The organism is Bradyrhizobium sp. SZCCHNR1098, assembly GCF_032489375.1.
GTDB lineage: Bacteria > Pseudomonadota > Alphaproteobacteria > Rhizobiales > Xanthobacteraceae > Bradyrhizobium.
This window is the reverse complement of sequence record NZ_JAUEXY010000002.1, coordinates 802,117-819,705: the sequence shown is the minus strand read 5'-3', so window position 1 is coordinate 819,705 and position 17,589 is coordinate 802,117. Positions and strand designations below refer to the sequence as shown.

Below are 17,589 nucleotides of genomic sequence, written 5' to 3'. Positions count from 1 at the left end.
GTAAAGCCGCTCAGGGAACCGGCGATCGCCGCGCGTTGCGCTTGGCGTGCATGCCGCCGCGCTCTCCTATGCTGACAGTCATGTGAACGGTTGCAACCGCCGAGCCCTTGCGGAGGCCGCCGCTCCAGCCTGAAATGCGCTCGCTGCACAAATTCGCCTCCGCCCGACGCACCTCCGCCTGCGTCAGTCCCAACGGCGATCAGCAGCGCCAGCTCAAACGGGGCATCCGTGCCAAAACTCTCCCTGCCGATCCGGCTTGCTCTTCTGGTCGCAGGGACCACGCTGCCGCTCATCCTGTTCGCAGGCGGGATCGTCTTGCACAACTACATGCAGGACCGCAGCGACGCCCGTCAGCGCGTGCTGGAGACGGTGCGCAGCATCCGGCTGACGCTCGATGCGGAAATGCAGCGCATGACTGGCGGCGTCCAGGTGCTGGCGCTGACCGATGCCCTGACCACCGGCGATTTCGAACGCTTCCGCCCGATCGCGATGGGCTTCCTCGAGCAGTACGGCAAGAACGGCACGATCGTGGTCGCCGACCGCAACGGACGCCAGCTGTTCTCGTCGGCGACGACGGATACGGCTCACCTGCCGACGCGCAACAACCGCGAGATCACCCGCCGCGTGTTCGAGACCCGGCAGCCGCAATATTCCGACCTTTTCTACGGTGTCGTGAAGAAGAGCCTGATCGTCACCGTCGAGGTGCCCGTCTTTCGCGACGGCGAAGTCGTCTATGACATCTCGTTCAGCCCGCCGATCGAGATGTTCCAGACCATCCTGGAAAAGCAGCGGCCGAACCCGGACTGGACCTTGTCGCTGCTCGACCGCAAGGCGACCGTATTCGCACGCGTGCCAAATCCGGCGGACACGATAGGCAAGCAGGCCTCGCCCTCGGTGTTTGATCGCATGCGCAGCGAGCAGGAGGCGACGCTGTCGAGCGTATCGCTCGAGGGCGTGCCGCTGCTGTCGAGCTTCACCCATTCCACCCTCACCGGATGGACCATCGGAGCCGGTATCGCCGAGGATTCGCTTGTGGCGCCGCTGTGGCGCAACCTCGCCGTCACCAGCCTGCTCGGCGGCATCATGCTGGCAATCGGTCTGGCCTTCGCGGTGCGGATGGCGACGACGATCGCGCGCGCCGAGATGCTGCACGACCTGCTGATCGAGGAGCTCAATCACCGGGTCAAGAACACGCTGGCGATCCTGCAGGCGATCGCGGTGCAGACCTTCCGCAGCGCCAGCCGCCATGAGCGTGAGAAGTTCGAGGGCCGGCTCGGCGCGCTCGCCGAGGCGCATAATCTGCTCAGCAAGGAGAAATGGCAGGGTTCTGAGCTACAGGACGTGATCGAGCGCGTGCTCAAGCCCTACCGCCTCAACACGCCCGAGCGCATCAGGATCTCCGGCCCGAAGGTGGCGCTGTCGCCGCGGCTCGCCGTGGTGCTGTCGATGATCGTGCACGAGATCGCAACCAACGCCGCCAAGTATGGTGCGCTCTCCAACGACACCGGCACGGTCGATCTGTCCTGGGAGCTGGCGAGCGCGGCCGACGCGGCGAAGAAGCTGCCGGCACGGCTGCGGCTGGTGTGGCAGGAAACCGGCGGCCCGGTGGTCTCGGCGCCGATCCAGCGCGGCTTCGGCTCCCGCCTGATCGTGCGCAGCGCGCGCGATCAGCTCGGCGGCGAGGCCACGGTCGACTTCCTGCCGCCGGGCGTGGTCTACACCATCACCTGCAAGCTCGACGATTAAACCGCGTCAGCCGAACCTCTGCAGCGCCGGGAACGTCTCGAGCAGCCAGATGCTGAAGGTCGAGACCGCGCCGGTGAGAAAGCCGATGCCGGTGGCGATCATCAGCACGCCCATCGCGCGCTCGATGTTCACGAGATGGCCACGCATGCGGATGAACAGCGCCGAGAACTGTTCGATCATGAACGCCGCGACCAGGAACGGAATGCCGAGGCCGGCGGAATAGACGGCAAGAAGCCCGGCCCCCTTGGCGACTGTCGTCTCCGCGGCTGCGATCGAGAGGATCGCCGCCAGGATCGGCCCGATGCACGGCGTCCAGCCGAAGGCGAAGGCGAGCCCCATGACGTAGGCGCCCCACAGGCCGACCGGCTTGGGGATCGGCAGCCGCCCTTCGCGCATCAGGAACGCTATCCGGGTCAGGCCGAGGAAGTGCAGGCCCATCACGATGATGACGATGCCGGCGAGAATGGACAACTGCTCCGACCAGGCCCGGATAAGGCCGCCGATCAGCGAAGCGCTCGCCCCCAGCATCACGAACACGGTCGAGAAGCCCAGCACGAACAGTGCAGCCGAGATCATCACGGCGCGGCGCGACGCGGCCGGAGGCTCCTCGCTCTCGATGTGCTCGATCGTGGCGCCGGTGAGATAGACCAGATAAGGCGGAACCAGCGGTAGCACGCAGGGCGAAAGAAAACTGACCAGGCCAGCAATGAACGCGGCCGGAATCGATACGTTCTGGATCATGCGAGTCCCGCGATACGCCCCTCCAGGCGCAAGCCGGGGCACGACGCTTCTTGCCGCCGATGCCGGGAATACGCAACAGACGTGCCGAAGTTACGGCGGTCACCGGTGATCACCGCCTGCGGGCTTTCGCGAGGACAGAGCCCGACATCCCCGGATCGGGGGCCTCATTGGCGAAGTCCCCCGCCCCGATGGGAGCGTCCGCCTCGTTCCAACCGGCTCGTCTGCGAGCCGGTGCGCGCTCACTGTGGGATCACGACATATCACAAATGCGCTAAATGCACCTTTGTGCACACATCGAACTGTGCTATTTCACCACTCGAAGCAACGGTGGCCGGCGCTGACCCGGCTGCAGCTTCGCATCGCGCAGCTTGTCGGGATTGTCAGCTTGAACCATCTCATCGCAAAGCGATTTCAGATCGTCTTCGCTCAGACGGTTCAGCTTCATACGCAGGTCGAGGATGGCAACCGAGACCAAATGTGCCGATTCGCGATTGCCCGTTGCCGCGAGCATGGCGCGGCACTGCTCCAGGGATGCAAGCACTGCAAGCATTTGTTCGTCTGAATTGGCCACAGGCGTCGTTTCCGTTCTAGCGTGCGACGAGATCGAGCCGAGCAACTCCCGACTCGCGGATGGCTTCCAAATACGTCATGTCGTTGCTCCCCTGCGCTTTGCCCATGCGGCTCAGTCCTGGCATGACGCAGGGTGAAGACACGCCACCGCTTCCCGGCATTCGATGAGTCAGCGCCACGATCCGTTCATCAAGATAGCATGACAACGGACCATCTTCGAATACCATTTCATTGCGGTCCAGGCAAAAACCGTCGATCTTAGATTCGACTCGCGCTAAGCGTGTCCTTGTCCTACATGATGTGTCAGACCGCGCGTCTGCTGGCGGTAAGACCATGCTGCAGAGAACTGAAGGTAGCAGACTCATCGACCCTCGATCGCTCAACCAAATCATGGCACGAATGTGTCTTGCCCGTAATTTATCGGAATCACTCTAGCAGGCGGAGAGAGCTTGTATGCGCGTTGCGGCGGAACGGGGCGTTCCTCAGAAGGAACGCCAGGACCTAGCCGAGACCCCTGCGACGCTGGCGCCAGGGGAGCACGGCGACTCGTCTGCTGCGGCAGGATCGAGCATCGAACTGAGCCGAGAGAGTGGCGGCGCCAGGGGCGCAGCGGCGAGCAAGCCGACAAGAACTGTGACGGGCCGGGCCGCCCCGGCCAAGTCAACCGTGAGCAAATCGGCGCTGGCAAGTCTCACCGACTGGGATGCAGCGCGGATCTTCCTTGAGGTTGTCAGGGCCGGCAGCTTTCGCTCCGCGGCTGAGCGGCTGACGCTCTCGATCAATGCCGTACGGCGGCGCATCGATGATTTCGAGCGGCAGATCGGCGCGACGCTGTTCACGCGCGATGTCCACGGCGCTCGGCTGACCGACGAAGGCGCGCTGGTGGTCTCCGCCGTCGAGCACATGGAGGCCGCGTCATTCGAGCTGCTGCGCGCGGGCGATGGTCTCGCCGGCGCTGCGTCGGGCGAGGTCCGGGTCGCGGTGACCGAGGGGCTCGGCACGTTCTGGCTGGCGCCCCGGCTGGTCGAATTTCAGCAGAGCTTCCCCAACGTCATGGTCGACCTCTATTGCGCGATGCGCTCGGCCGATGTGTCGCGTCACGAGGCCGATGTCGCCATCCACCTCACCCGGCCGGCGGCGCTCGACGTCAAGCTGGTCCGGCTCGGCCGCATGCACCTGATGTGCTTTGCGAGCGAGAAATATCTGGAGATATTTGGCATCCCAAAGACGATTGACGATCTCGTCAAACATCGCTTGGTTCTGCAGGTGGCGGACGAAGCCGCCGCCAACGCCGCCTTCGCCACCATCTTTCCCGGTTTTGAGCAGCGGGACCTGATCGCGATGACCACCAATGTCTCGAGCGCCAATTACTGGGCGGTGGCGCACGGCGCCGGTATTGGAGTCTTCCCAACCTACGCGAGTGCCCTGGGCGGGAAGATCATACCGCTTGAGGTTGATCTCAAGTGGTCCTACGACATCTGGCTGTCTTACCATGCCACCACTGGACGCATCCCTAGGGTGCGTCACATGATCGACTGGCTGGTGGAGGCCTTTAACCCTGGCAAATACCCGTGGTTTAAGGACGAATTCATCCATCCACAGCAACTTAAAACAGTATATATGGGTGAACCCCTGACCCATCTTTTCGGGGGCTTTCCGATGGAAGGACGGTAAAATCAGTATGAACAAATCAGCGGCAAAGAAAATGAAGCAGCGCAGTGCGGGCAAGCCCGACATCGAGCTCGGCAAGCGGATTCGCCTGCGGCGTGTAGAGCAGAAGATCTCGCAGGCTGAGCTCGGCGAGAAGCTCGGCGTGAGCTTCCAGCAGGTCCAGAAGTACGAGAAGGGCGTCAACCGGGTCGGCGCTGCGCGTCTGCAGCAGATCGCCACCGCGCTCGACGTGCCCGTGACGTTCTTCTACGACGGCGACAGCAAGGCCCGTGAGGTCGAGAGCCTCCTGTTCCTGGACAGCGCCTTCAGCCTGCGGTTGCTGCGCGCCTACAGCAAGATCAAGGACCAGACGGTACAACGTCAGCTGGTATCCTTGATGGAATCGATCGCAGCGAACGAAGAATAGGCAAGGCTGTCTGATCCGTCAGACAGGTCTGCCCGTGATGGTTATGGGCCATCTTCGCTCGAGGGCGCAACTTGGGGGCGCCAGGCGATCTGCCAGCTCGGGCGAGTTCACTGCCTCGGCTCAAGGCCGAGCGATCGGCGTGGCCGACACACCGGCCCTTCTCGTCCGCCCAGCGATCGCTGCGCGGTCTGAGGCTTCGTCGCCTTTATTTTTTCGTGCTCCCCTGCCGTCATAGGAAGTGGCGGCATGCCGGCGTTTCGGTCCCGTCCGGCCGACGCTGATCGTGAAGGGCTCGCGTTCTCTCCTGGACGATCCGTGCACAGGTCGAGAGCATCGGCCCGGACGTCCCTTGCCTGCCCATCATGTCCTGAACTCACATTGACGCCGTCACCGGCGCGGTGAACGATGCCGGCCGCCTGCCCTCCTGCCGACGGACCCTTCATGCCGACCATCTCCGAGCTCCCCACCACCTTCGCTGGGGACAAGATCCTCATGACCAGAGCGGGCGATGGCGTCGGCATCATCACCTTCAACAACCCGGACAAACGCAATGCGATGTCGCTGGAGATGTGGGAGGGGCTCGGCCAGGCGCTGGTGGCGCTGCGCGACGACGAGGCGATCCGGATCGTGGTGCTGACCGGCGCCGGCGACAAGGCCTTCGTGTCCGGCGCCGACATCAGCCAGTTCGAGCAGAGCCGCCACAATGCCGCAGCCTCCGAGGCCTATGCCGAGCGAAGCGCCGCCCAGCGGGCGCTGCTCGCCGGCTACCCGAAGCCGACGATCGCCTGCATCCGCGGCTTCTGCCTCGGCGGCGGCCTGCAGATCGCGATGCTGACCGACATGCGCTTCGCCGCCGCGGACAGCCAGTTCGGCATCCCCGCCGCCAGGCTCGGCATCGCCTACGGTTACGACGGTCTCCGCAATCTGGTGTCCCTGGTCGGCCCGTCGCAGGCGCGGCTGCTGCTCTATACGGGCCAGCGGATCGATGCCGCGGAGGCGCTGCGGATCGGCCTCGTCGATCGGATGATGAGCATCGACGAGCTGCTGCCGGCCACGCTGGAGATCGCCCGCACCATTGCCGGCAATGCGCCGCTGGCGGTTAAGGCCGCCAAGATCACCATCGCCGAAGTGCTGAAGGACGAAAGCCGCCGCGACACAGCCGCGATCAAGCGGATTGGCGATGCCTGCATGGATTCGGAGGATTTCCGCGAGGGCCGCCGCGCCTTCATGGAGAAGCGCAAGCCGGCCTTCAAGGGACGCTAATTAAATCATGATGCGTTTCCAAGAAAACGCATCATGATCCTGTCTCTCATTGTTTGAGCATGATCGTTTCGGAAAACCGGTTCCCACTTTTCCGGATCATGCTCTAAAGCGCCTCCAGCACCGCCTTCGTGACGTCGATCGTGCCGGCATCGCCACCGAATTCGAACGGCTTGAGGCCGGATGCATAGACCTGGTCGACGGCCTGCTCGATCCGCTGGGCCGCCTCGGCTGCGCCCTCGATGCCATGGGTGTCCGCCAGCCAGTCCAGCATCATCGCGGCCGACAGGATCATCGCGGTCGGGTTGGCCTTGCCCTGCCCCATGATGTCGGGCGCGGTGCCGTGGCAGGGCTGGAACACCGCATGGCGGTCGCCGATGTCGGCCGAGGGCGCCATGCCCATGCCGCCGACGAGGCCGGCGGCGAGATCGGAGAGGATGTCGCCGAACATGTTCTCGGTGACCAGGACGTCGAAATCCCAGGGGCGCTTCACCAGCATCAACGCGCACGCATCGACGTAGAGATGATCTGCCTTCACATCCGGATGAAGCTGAGCGACCTCGTCGAAAATCTTGCGGAAGTAGGCGAAGGCCTTGAAGACGTTGGCCTTGTCGACGCAGGCTAATGTCCCCGAGCGGCCGCGATCCTTGCGGCGGGCGGCGAGCTTGAAGGAGAAGTTGAAGAGCCGCTCGGACGTCCTGCGGGTGATGACGAGCGTCTCGCGCGCCTCCTCATGTGTCACCACACCTTTGCCCATCGAGGCGAACAGGCCCTCGGTCGACTCGCGGATGACGACGAAGTCGATGCCGTGCTCGGCGGCGCCGACGATCGGGCTCGGCACGCCCGGAATCAGCCGCGCCGGCCGCACGCCGGCATAGAGATCGAAATGGAAGCGCAGCTCGATCTGCGGCGCGATCTCGGTGTTGTCGGGATAGCGCACCGACGGCAGACCGCAGGCGCCAAGCAGGATCGCGTCGGCCTGCTCGCACAGCCGGACCGTGGATTCGGCGATCGAGACCCCGGTCGCAAGATAATTGGTGGCGCCGGCCTGGGCCTCGGTGAAACGGAACGACAGGCCGGCCCTCGCCTCGACCTTGCGCAGCACCTCGAGCGCTGGCGCCATGACCTCCGGCCCGATGCCGTCGCCGGGAAGGACTGCGATGTGGAGTGCGTTGGTGGAGGGCATGTTTTCTTCACAATACGAGTGAGTTAGCTCGGTCATTGCGAGCGAAGCGACGCAATCCAGGGCTCAGGTTGAGACTCTGGATTGCTTCGTCGCTTCGCTCCTCGCAATGACGGAAGTGGCTGGGAGTTACGGCGTCAGCACGGCGCGGCCGACGAGTTGGCCCTTCTGCAGCTCGCGCAGGGCATCGTTGGCCTTGGCGAGCGGCATCGGCGTCACCGGGATCGGCGCGATGTTCTTGGTCCGGACCAGCTCGAGCAGCTCCTTCGTCTCGCGGAGATTGCCGACATAGCTGCCCTGGATGGTGACCGCCTTGATCGGAATGAGCGGCAGCGCCCACGGCGCACCGCCGCCAAACAGGCCGACGATGACCAGCTTGCCGCCCTTTGTCAGGCAGTCGAAGCCGAGCTGCGCGGTGGCGGCATTGCCGACCAGGTCGATGACGGCCCGGATCGGCTCGCCTGCAGCCTTGTTCAATTGCTCGAGCGCGTCTGGCGCCTTGCCGTCGACCGCCGCCAGCGCGCCGGCCGCCAACGCGGCCTCGCGCTTGCGCGCGTCGATATCGACCACGATCGCGCCCTTGCCGCCCATGGCCTTCAACAGCGACAGCGCCATCAGCCCGAGCCCGCCGGCGCCGAAGATCACGATCGGCGTGTCGAAATCCTTCTCGACCTTCTTGAGCGCGCTGTAGGTCGTCACGCCCGAGCAGGCGTAGGGCGCGGTCGTCACCGGATCGAGCCCCTTGAGATCGATCAGGTGGCGCGGATGCGGCACGGTCATGTGGTCGGCATAGCCGCCGTCGCAATAGACGCCGAGCGAGGCCGGCTTCAGGCACATGTTCTCGTCGCCCGCCAGGCACGTGGCGCATTTGCCGCAGCCGATCCAGGGATAGACCAGCACGACGTCGCCGACCTTCAGCCCGCCCTTCTCGGCTTCGGTGACCTCGGGCCCGAACGCCACGATCTCACCGGCGCTCTCATGGCCCATGGTCCGCGGCAGCGACACGCCGCGATCCTTGAGGGACAGCGGCTTACGGCCGTGGCCGAGATCATAGCCGCCTTCCCAGATGTGCAGATCGCTATGGCAGACGCCGGCCGCCTTCACCTTGATCAGCACCTGTTTGCCGAAGGGCTGCGGTGTCGGCTCGTCGACCTCGGTCAGCGGTGCATTGAAATCGGTGACCTTGAAGCTCTTCATGCTTTCACTCCCGTAGTCCGATGCGGGCGGGACCGGACGGCGCATCGACAGGACGAGCGGCGAGGCTGCGCGCGGCAACGTCGCCTTGGACCTCCTCCCGGCATGAGCGCGTCCGGCTGGTCCGGACTGTTCTTGCGATATCGCGACATTGGCTGGAAACGCGAGGAGCGGCAAGGCTGCGCGCAGCATGTGCGGTCATGGCAGCCCTGCAGCGTTCTGGCTCACGAGCTCAAGGTTTTGCAGCGTCGCTTACGCCAGCCCCCCGCAGGATTTCCACGGTGTGCTCTCCGAGGCTTGCAGCCCGCGGGCCCGCCGCAACCTTTGCCTCCGACATCCGGAACGGCAGGTTGACGACCTTGAAGGTCCCGGCGGCATCCTCCACATCGGCCAGCGCGCCGCGATGCGCGATCTGCGGATCAGCCAGCGCATCGGCCACGCTGCGGTAGGCCGAGCTGGGTACGCCGCCCGCGTTCAATGCCTCCAGGCATTGGGCGACGTTGAGCCGGCGCGACCAGGCCTCGACGCCATCCATCAGCGCGCCCCAGTTTGCCCGCCGGTCGGAATATTTTGCGAATCTGGGATCATCGATCCAGTCCGGATGTCCGATCACCGTCATCAGGTTCTGGAACGTCTTCTCGCTGGCGATGGCAATCATCACGAAGCCGTCGCGACACTCCGCCGGGCCGAAGGTCGGCCGCGACGGCTGCGCGACGGGAAATTGCGACCATTGGATCTCGTTCAAGGTCAGGCTCAGCATCGATTCCAGCATCGAGCAGTCGATGTGCTGGCCGCGGCCGGTGCGCTCGCGCTGATACAGGGCGGAGGCGATGGCGCCGAAGGCATAGGTCCCCGTCACCACGTCGGCGTGATAGATGCCGCAATAATCGGGTCGGCTGCGCCCCGGCTGGTAGGCAAGATGCGCCATGTCGTAGCCCGAGGCCGCGTGGATCACCGGCGCATAGGCCGGGAGCTCCGCCGAGGGGCCGGTCTGGCCGTAGCCGGAGATCGAGCAGTAGATCAGCCGCGGGTTCAATTTGCGCAAGGTCGCATCGTCGAGCCCGAGCCGCTGCATCACGCCGGGGCGGAAATTCTCGACCAGGATGTCGGCACCTGTGACGAGCCGACGCACCGCGTCGCCGCCGTCGCGCGATTTCAAATCGAACACGACACTCTTCTTGCCGACGTTGAGCTGGCCGAAGGCGGTGGAGCAGCCGCCGCGCATCGGAGGCCGGATGCGCATCGTTTCACCTTCGGCTGACTCGATCTTGATCACCTCCGCACCCATGTCTGCAAGCATGCGTGCACAATGCGGGCCGGCGATCGTGGTCGAAAAATCCAGGACACGCAGCCCCGCGAAGCATCCTGTCAAACGGCTCTCATCGTTTCCAACTAGACTCACGAGCGCAGCTCCCTGGTGGAGTTCTCTTTTCCGCACGCCGAAGCCGGCATGATCCACTTCCTCTTCGCCGATTCACGAAGCGTAAGCCATCGGATGCGGTGCGCGGGGAGTCTAGTTCGAACCATTCGATGTCGAAAGCGTTTGGCCTTCCGCCGCGGTGGGGCGACGCTTTTCTTCACGACTGAATTTGGACCTTTTCTTGCATAGGACGAACATGGGGCTTGATCGAGGACATCTCTTGCGGGTTCTGTTCGTTACGACCGAAATGGACGATTTCGTCCGGGTGGGCGGACTGGCTGCCGTTTCGGCGGCACTTCCCCGGGCACTACGCTCACACACCGACGTCAGGATCATGCTGCCCGGCTACCGGGACGTGATCGAGCAACTCACTCACATCGAGATCGTCGGCCAATGCGCTCCTCTGGCAGAGATGCCAGCCTGCGCGCTGGGACGGTCTTCGACCCGCGACGGCCTGCCGGTCTACGTCCTGCTCTGCGACGAGCTCTATGACCGTCCGGGCAATCCTTACGGCGACGAGAACGGGCAGGACTGGGCGGACAACGACATCCGCTTCGGCCGTCTCGCCGCCGCCGCCGCCGAGCTGGCGGCGGGCACGCTGGATGAGAACTGGGCAGCCGATCTGGTGCACGCCAACGATTGGCAGGCCGCATTGGTGCCGGCCTATCTGGCATGGCGCGGGGTCGAGGTTCCCTCGATCCTGACCATCCACAACCTCGCCTATCAGGGCCTGTTCCCGCGCGAGTCGCTGCGCCGGATCGGCGCCCCCGAATCCTCGTTCCACATCGACGGTCTGGAGTTCTACGACAAGCTGTCCTTTCTCAAGGGCGGCCTGGTCTATGCGTCGCATCTCACCACGGTCAGCTCGACCTATGCGCAGGAGATCACGACGCCCGAGCTCGGCTGCGGGCTGGAGGGCCTGCTCCGGCAGCGCTCCAATGCCCATGAGCTGACCGGCATTCTCAACGGCATCGACGAGAGCTGGGATCCCCGATACTGCCAGCAGCTGGCGCAGCCCTTCGCCGCCGGCGACTGGAAGGGCAAGAAGGCCAACGCCGACTACGTCCGCAAGCAGTTCGGCCTCGCCGTGTCGCGCGGTCCGATGTTCGGCATCGTCGCGCGCCTCGTCCATCAGAAGGGCATCGACCTGGTGCTGGAAGCCGCCGACGAGATCGTCGGCGCCGGCGGCCAGATCGTGGTCACCGGCACCGGCGAGCCCGCCATCGAGCGCGCGCTGATGGAGGCTCACCGCCGCCGGCCGGACGCGATCGGGGTCGCCATTGGCTTCAACGATGCGCAGGCGCGGCGCATCTTCGCCGGCAGCGACTTCACCCTGATGCCGTCGCGCTTCGAGCCCTGCGGCCTGAGCCAGATGTATGCCCAGCGCTTCGGCTCGCTGCCGATCGGCCACCAGACCGGCGGCCTCGCCGAGACCATCACCGATGGCGAGACCGGATTCCTGTTCGAGAAGCCGTCGGCGGAATCCTTCCTCGGCGGGGTGAAGCGCGCGTTTTCGGCGTTCACCAGCACCGAACGGCTGAACGAGATGCGGCTGTCGGCGATGGCACGCTCGTTCAGCTGGAACCTGTCGGCCGCCTGCTACAACGCGCTGTACCGGAAGATGCTGGCGTCGTAGCCCGCTCCCGTAGCCCGGATGAGCGAAGCGACATCCGGGTTCATCTCATCCTGTCGAACAGGCCCCGGATATCGCTTCGCTCATCCGGGCTACGGTCAAACAACAAAAGCCCGGACGTCGTCCGGGCTTTTGTTGTGCGCTTGAAAGGCGGGCTTCTTACGCTGCGCGGACCGCTTCCAGGAAGCTGCCGACCTCGCGCTTGAGCCGGTTGGAATCTCCGGCGAGCGACTTGGCCGATGACAGCACCTCGGCGGAGGCCGAGCCGGTCTGCGAGGCGCCGCGCTGCACGTCCGTGATGTTGGACGAGACCTGCTGGGTGCCGTGGGCGGCCTGCTGCACGTTGCGGGAGATTTCCTGCGTCGCAGCCCCCTGCTCTTCGACCGCCGCCGCAATGGCCGCGCCGATCTCGGCAAGCCGCTCGATCGTCGAGCTGATCGCCTGGATCGAATTCACCGATTCCTGCGTCGCGGCCTGCACGCCTGAGATCTGCTGCGAGATCTCCTCGGTCGCCTTCGCGGTCTGCTCGGCCAGCGCCTTGACCTCGGTCGCGACCACCGCGAAACCGCGCCCGGCGTCGCCGGCGCGCGCCGCCTCGATGGTGGCGTTGAGTGCGAGCAGATTGGTCTGTCCGGCAATGCTGTTGATGAGCTCGACGACGTCGCCGATGCGGGCTGCGGCCTGCGACAATTCTGCGACGCGCCCATTGGTCTGGCGCACCTGCTGCACGGCGTCGCCGGCCATGCGCGCCGACGCCTGGACCTGACGGCTGATCTCGGTCACCGACGAGGAGAGCTCCTCGGTGGCGGAGGCGACCGACTGAACGTTGGCGGAAGCTTCCTCCGACGCAGCCGCCACCACAGTGCTGAGCTCCTGCGAGCGGTTGGCGGTGTTTGTCAGCATATCCGCCGACGTTTCGAGGCCCGAGGCCGCCGACGACACGGTGTTGACGATGTCGGCGATCGTCGACTCGAAGTTGCGCGTCAGCGCATCCAGCCGCCGGGCCCGATCGATCTGCGCCTGCGCGTCGCGCTGCGCGGCCTCGTCCGAGGCCTTTTTGGCGATCAGCGCGTCCTTGAAGATCTTCAGGGCGCGCGCCATCGCACCGATCTCGTCCTTGCGGGACTCGTTCGGAATGTCGGCGCTCAGCTCGCCATTGGCGAGCCGCAGGGTCACGCCGGTCAGTCCGACCAGCGGGCCGACGACGCCACGGACGATGCCGATGACCACGGCGACCGACACGATTGCCACCAGCAGCAGAACGCCGAGCGCGATGAACAGCCGCAGCCGCGCCGCGCCGATGGCCTGATCGATGGCCTGATGCGCGGACTTGAGCGCAGCATCGCGCAGCACGATGACGTTGTTCAGCATCGGCGTCGTCCAGCGGCCCCACTCCTCCGCCGTGACCGGCGACGGCTGTCCGTCGCGCCCCGCCGTGACGACCTGACGGTAGCGCTGTTCGCCCGCGCCCATCAGGGTCGTGCGAACGTGCTCGAGCGCTGCGGACACTTCCGGCGTATTGCGAACGCTGCGCGCCGCAAGCTCGATCTGCTGCCACAGCAACGTCACCTGGCCGCTCTGCTCGGTCACCTCGGCAAGACGCGCCGGGGTCCAGCTGGTGTTCTGGATGAAGAAGCGCAACACGGCGGAGCGCGCGCCGTTGATCGTGCGCATCGATTGCGCCAATTGCGCAAGCTGGGCCGACGGCAACAGGTTCTCGATCTCGCCGCCGGCCCGCGACAGCTCGATCGCGGACTCGTCGATGGCGGCATTCAGAGACTCGGCCGCGCGACCGAGGCCATCCGTGGTCGTCGCCTGGATGTTCGCCGGACGCTGCGCGGCCGGAAGCGGTGCCGCGCTGCGCGCCGCGGAACGGACGCCGCGCAATGTCGTCGCTGCGGCATCGAGATTGGTGGTCGGCAGTCCCGCTACTTGCGCGGCGGTCTTGGCCTGGACCAGCGACTCGTCCGTCGTGGCGATGGCCTTGTCGAGCTTGGCGACATCATCCGCCGAGGCGGACCCGGCCGCCGCGAGCAGATTCCACTGGCCGCGCTCGAGCGGGATCTGCGCATTGACCTTCAGTGCCAGCTCGAAGGCGTCCAGAACCCGTGCCGCCTGCTCGCGCTTGCGCAAGTCGCCCCACCCGCTCCATGCGAGCGCAAAGGCGAAGGCCATCGCGAAGAAGCCGGTCAGCAGATTGCCGGCGAGAATTTTCCATTTGAGGCTGACCGCACCGGTCTCCGGCTCAACCGTCTCATTCTGCAGCACCGCGCGTTCGGACATTGGCCAATCCCAATCAAATACCGCTGCCCGGCCGGTCACGCTCGCATCGGCCGATACGCGCTTGCGCAGCGGCCCTCCGGCGACGTCTTCGCACGGTCGGCAAACAAGGATCGCGGCGACGCCGCCGCGCCATAATGATTAAGAACGAATGGCGACTAATCCCTTAAACTGAGTTGATCCGAGCGGTATCGGAATGCCGAGATGCCGCACTAATCGGATCGACTCAGCGCATCGCCCCTCTACTCCGCAGCCGCTGCGAGCGTCACCGACGAATCGTGCAACACCTCGCCGGAGAGCGGATCGTGCTCGCCCGACCAGGGCATGCGCTGCAGGATGTTGCACGGGCGGATCGTGGCTCTCGTCCTCATGAATGCCGTCGCCCGTCATCGGGCGTTCGCATTGCACGCGTGGCCTGCGCTGCTTGAGAAATGCCGTTGTCCAATCGCGATGATAGCGCCTGCCTATCGATAGCGACGCTGATCTTCGTTCAGCAGGGCGAGACCATCGCCAGCAACTGCGCCGAGCAGGCATCGCCGCCGCGCTCGCGGTCGCGGGATGTCTGGCGCGTTGGTTGACGCTACCGGGCGTTCAGGACCGGCTCGGCGCGGGCTCGGATTGAGCCGGCGGGGCCTGCTCATCGTCGTCGGCGATCGCGCGCCAAGCCGCCCCTTCGAGATCGTCGTACTGGCCGCTCTTCAGCGACCAGAGAAAGCCGACCAGACCGGCAAGGCCGAGCGCCAAAGCGAGCGGAACGAGAATGATCATCACTTCCATGACACGGCCTCCCCAGCCACCTTGCGGGCACGCAGCGCATTCAGCATGACGATGATCGATGAGCCGGACATCGCGGCTGCCGCGATCAGCGGGGTGACGACGCCGCTGATCGCAAGCGGCACCGCCAGGACGTTATAGCCGACCGCGAGCCACAGATTCTGCCGCATCAGATGCAGCGCCTTGCGTGCGTAGTCGATCGCGGCCAGCACCGGCGCCAGGGGACGACCGAGAAAGACGAGATCGGCGGTGGCCTGGCTGAGATGCGCGGCCGAAATCGGCGACATCGAAACGTGCGCGGCGGCGAGCGACGGCGCATCGTTCATGCCGTCGCCGACCATCATGACCTTGACCCCGGCCCGCTTCAGCTCCTCGATGCGCGCGATCTTGTCGGCCGGCGTCACGCCGGCGCGCCACTCGTTGATGCCGAGCGCCATGGCGGCGGCGGCCACCGCCGCCTCGCGATCGCCCGAGAGGATCTCGACCTTGATGCCGCGCCGCTGCAGGCCGGCGACGATCTTGGCGGCGTCAGGGCGCAGGCCCTGGCGCACCGAGAACAGGTACTTGCTATCGCCGCGGCTGAAGGCAACCACCGAAGCCTCGGGATCGACGCTGCTGGTCTGCGCAACCAGCGCCTCCGCGCCGCAGAAAGCCGGACGCCCCAGCCTGATTTCGACGCCGTCGACGACGGCGCGGACACCCTGCCCCGGCTCCTCGACCGCGCCCATCAGCGGCGAACGCGCATTGGCAGCCTGGGCCACCGCCGCCGCCACCGGATGATGGCTCGACAGCGCGAGCTGGCCGGCCAGTGCGAACACGTGTGCAGGAATGTCGGCGGCGTTGACGACCTCGAGCTCCGGCAGCGTCAAGGTGCCGGTCTTGTCGAAGATGACGTGATCGGCCTCGGCGAGGCGCTCGATCGCATCGCCCGCATTGAGCAGCACGCCGGACTTGAACATCGCGCCCGACGCCACGGTCTGCACCGTCGGAATCGCGAGCCCAAGGGCGCAGGGACAGGTGATGATCAGCACGGCGATGCCGGTGACGATGGCGTCGTGCCAGCTCGCCCCCATCAGCACCCAGCCGAGCACGGTGAGCGCTGCGGTCGCATGCACCACCGGCGCATACAGCCGCGAGGCGCGGTCGGCCAGCCGCATATAGCGCGAGCGGGCCTGCAGCGCGTTGTCGAGCAGGCGCGTGATCTCGGCGAGCAAGGTGCCCTCGGCGGCGGCCGAGACCCGGACGCGCAGCGTGCCGGAAATGTTGAGCGAACCCGCATAGACCGCGGTGCCCTGCTCGGCCGGCACGTAGAGCGTCTCGCCGGTGATCAGGCTCTGGTCGATCTCGGAGCGGCCCTCGACGACCACGCCGTCGACCGCGCAGCGCTCGCCGGGACGCAGCAGCACCAGATCGCCGGCGCGAACGGCGGCGACCGGCACCTCCGAAATCTCGTCGGGGCCGATGAACTTGGTCGCGGTCTCCGCCTTCAGCGCGGCCAGATTGCCGGCGACGGCGCGGGTCTTCCGCCGCATGTTCTGGTCGAGATAGCGGCCGACCAGCAGGAAGGTCAGCAGCATGATCGCGGCGTCGAAATAGGCGTGCTCGGCGTGATGAAACGTCTCGACGATCGACATGCCCAAGGCCAGGATCACGCCGATGCAGATCGGCACGTCCATGTTGACGTTACCGGTCTTCAAGGCACGCCAGGCGGAGCGGAAGAACGGCTGGCCGGCATAGGCCGCAGCCGGCAGCGCGATCACGGCCGACAACCAGTGGAAGAAGTCGCGCTGCTCGGGCAGCATGTCGCTGACATTGCCGGACCAGACCGGGATCGACAGCATCATCACGTTCATGGTCGCGAACGCCGCGACGCCGAGGCAGCGCAGCAGGAAGCGCGACTCCTCGGCCTCGGTGGCTTCCGCACTCGCCTTCTCGAACGGATAGGCCTTGTAGCCGAGCTCGGCGAGCCGATCGATGAACTTGGCCGGATCGAGCGTGCCCTGCTTCCATTCCAGCGCGACGCGGCGGTCGGTGAGATTGACGCGCGCCAGCGTCACGTCGGGCAGCGCGGAGAGGCCGCGCTCGATCTTGGCCATGCAGCCGGCGCAGCTGACGCCTTCGACCGCGAGGTCGATATGCTTCAGCCCTGCCCCGAGATCCTTGACGTAGTGAGAGAAGTCACGCGTCGCATGCATGATCGAAATCCCTTCAGTTCAGCAGCACGCGGTTCTTCGACATGAACAGGCGTCGGCCGCTGGAATCGCCTTCGAGCACGAGGTCCCACTGGCCCGGCGCGATCGCCTCCGCCGTGCCGCGATAGATGCCGATGCCGACCTCGGCGAGCGCGACCTCCTGATCCGCGCGCTTGTCGGCGGGACGCTCGAGCCGGCCCTGGAAGGTCAGGCCCGAGACGGGATTGCCGCTCGCGTCGCGCGCGTTGACCTGCAGAATGGCGGCGCCTCCGGCGCCACGCTCGATATGCGCCTCGACCTGCCAGCGCCGCGCCTCCTGGGCGCGCGCCGCCGCGATCTCCTTTTCGTAGCCGAGGCTCGCGCTGTAGGCGCTGTCGACCTCGGTGCCCGGCAAGGTCGAGATCGCCATCTTCATCATGTAGACGTTGACGCCGATCACGGTCCCGAAGAAGGCAAGGAGCATCGCGAGCACCATGCCTCCGGTCAGCTGGAAAGAAGGATTGGAACGGCTGGCCATTG

General features: G+C 65.7%; 15 protein-coding genes. 5 read left to right on the top strand and 10 right to left on the bottom strand.

Going from position 1 to position 17,589, the window contains the following annotated elements:
- Positions 1-228 precede the first annotated feature (228 nt).
- Positions 229-1,746, top strand: coding sequence for a sensor histidine kinase (locus QX135_RS07990; RefSeq protein ID WP_316176702.1), 1,518 nt, complete (start codon positions 229-231; stop codon positions 1,744-1,746).
- Positions 1,747-1,752: 6 nt separating this feature from the next.
- Here QX135_RS07990 and QX135_RS07985 read toward each other — a convergent pair whose 3' ends face one another.
- Complete coding sequence (locus tag QX135_RS07985; protein ID WP_315758506.1) at positions 1,753-2,487, bottom strand: cytochrome c biogenesis CcdA family protein; 735 nt, start codon at positions 2,485-2,487, stop codon at positions 1,753-1,755.
- A gap of 304 nt (positions 2,488-2,791) precedes the next feature.
- Positions 2,792-3,103 carry a hypothetical protein gene (locus tag QX135_RS07980; protein WP_315758505.1) on the bottom strand — a complete coding sequence of 104 codons (312 nt, stop codon included), beginning with the start codon at positions 3,101-3,103 and terminating at the stop codon, positions 2,792-2,794.
- A 407-nt stretch (positions 3,104-3,510) separates the two neighbouring features.
- Here QX135_RS07980 and QX135_RS07975 point away from each other — a divergent pair, with 407 nt between their 5' ends.
- The 3 genes from QX135_RS07975 to QX135_RS07965 all read left to right on the top strand — a co-directional run bounded on the left by QX135_RS07975 (position 3,511) and on the right by QX135_RS07965 (position 6,397).
- Complete coding sequence (locus QX135_RS07975; RefSeq protein ID WP_316176703.1) at positions 3,511-4,731, top strand: LysR family transcriptional regulator; 1,221 nt, start codon at positions 3,511-3,513, stop codon at positions 4,729-4,731.
- Between the two features lie 7 nt (positions 4,732-4,738).
- Positions 4,739-5,134, top strand: coding sequence for a helix-turn-helix domain-containing protein (locus QX135_RS07970; protein ID WP_015668220.1), 396 nt, complete (start codon positions 4,739-4,741; stop codon positions 5,132-5,134).
- Positions 5,135-5,575: 441 nt separating this feature from the next.
- Complete coding sequence (locus tag QX135_RS07965) at positions 5,576-6,397, top strand: enoyl-CoA hydratase (protein WP_316176704.1); 822 nt, start codon at positions 5,576-5,578, stop codon at positions 6,395-6,397.
- Positions 6,398-6,500: 103 nt separating this feature from the next.
- Here QX135_RS07965 and QX135_RS07960 read toward each other — a convergent pair whose 3' ends face one another.
- From QX135_RS07960 to QX135_RS07950, 3 genes are all read right to left on the bottom strand, one after another.
- On the bottom strand, positions 6,501-7,580 hold the full coding sequence (locus QX135_RS07960; protein WP_316176705.1) for an isocitrate/isopropylmalate dehydrogenase family protein: 1,080 nt from the start codon (positions 7,578-7,580) through the stop codon (positions 6,501-6,503).
- Positions 7,581-7,706: 126 nt separating this feature from the next.
- Positions 7,707-8,774 (bottom strand): alcohol dehydrogenase, encoded by a 1,068-nt coding sequence (locus tag QX135_RS07955; protein ID WP_315812756.1) that lies wholly within the window; start codon positions 8,772-8,774, stop codon positions 7,707-7,709.
- A gap of 229 nt (positions 8,775-9,003) precedes the next feature.
- Positions 9,004-10,173, bottom strand: a complete 1,170-nt coding sequence (locus QX135_RS07950) for a CaiB/BaiF CoA transferase family protein (RefSeq protein WP_410052011.1) — start codon at positions 10,171-10,173, stop codon at positions 9,004-9,006.
- Positions 10,174-10,411: 238 nt separating this feature from the next.
- Between QX135_RS07950 and glgA the strand changes: the two genes are divergently transcribed.
- Positions 10,412-11,827 carry a glycogen synthase GlgA gene (gene glgA / locus QX135_RS07945; RefSeq protein ID WP_316176706.1) on the top strand — a complete coding sequence of 472 codons (1,416 nt, stop codon included), beginning with the start codon at positions 10,412-10,414 and terminating at the stop codon, positions 11,825-11,827.
- Positions 11,828-11,983: 156 nt separating this feature from the next.
- On the opposite strand, the gene QX135_RS07940 is transcribed toward glgA, so the two are convergent.
- From QX135_RS07940 to QX135_RS07920, 5 genes are all read right to left on the bottom strand, one after another.
- Positions 11,984-14,107 (bottom strand): HAMP domain-containing methyl-accepting chemotaxis protein, encoded by a 2,124-nt coding sequence (locus tag QX135_RS07940; RefSeq protein ID WP_316176707.1) that lies wholly within the window; start codon positions 14,105-14,107, stop codon positions 11,984-11,986.
- 239 nt (positions 14,108-14,346) lie between these two features.
- On the bottom strand, positions 14,347-14,475 hold the full coding sequence (locus QX135_RS07935; RefSeq protein WP_316176708.1) for a hypothetical protein: 129 nt from the start codon (positions 14,473-14,475) through the stop codon (positions 14,347-14,349).
- 220 nt (positions 14,476-14,695) lie between these two features.
- Positions 14,696-14,881 carry a cbb3-type cytochrome oxidase assembly protein CcoS gene (gene ccoS / locus QX135_RS07930; protein ID WP_315737154.1) on the bottom strand — a complete coding sequence of 62 codons (186 nt, stop codon included), beginning with the start codon at positions 14,879-14,881 and terminating at the stop codon, positions 14,696-14,698.
- Complete coding sequence (locus QX135_RS07925; RefSeq protein ID WP_316176709.1) at positions 14,872-17,073, bottom strand: cation-translocating P-type ATPase; 2,202 nt, start codon at positions 17,071-17,073, stop codon at positions 14,872-14,874. The genes ccoS and QX135_RS07925 overlap by 10 nt, the downstream gene beginning before the upstream one ends.
- 13 nt (positions 17,074-17,086) lie before the next feature.
- On the bottom strand, positions 17,087-17,587 hold the full coding sequence (locus QX135_RS07920) for a FixH family protein (RefSeq protein WP_315737152.1): 501 nt from the start codon (positions 17,585-17,587) through the stop codon (positions 17,087-17,089).
- Positions 17,588-17,589 lie beyond the last annotated feature (2 nt).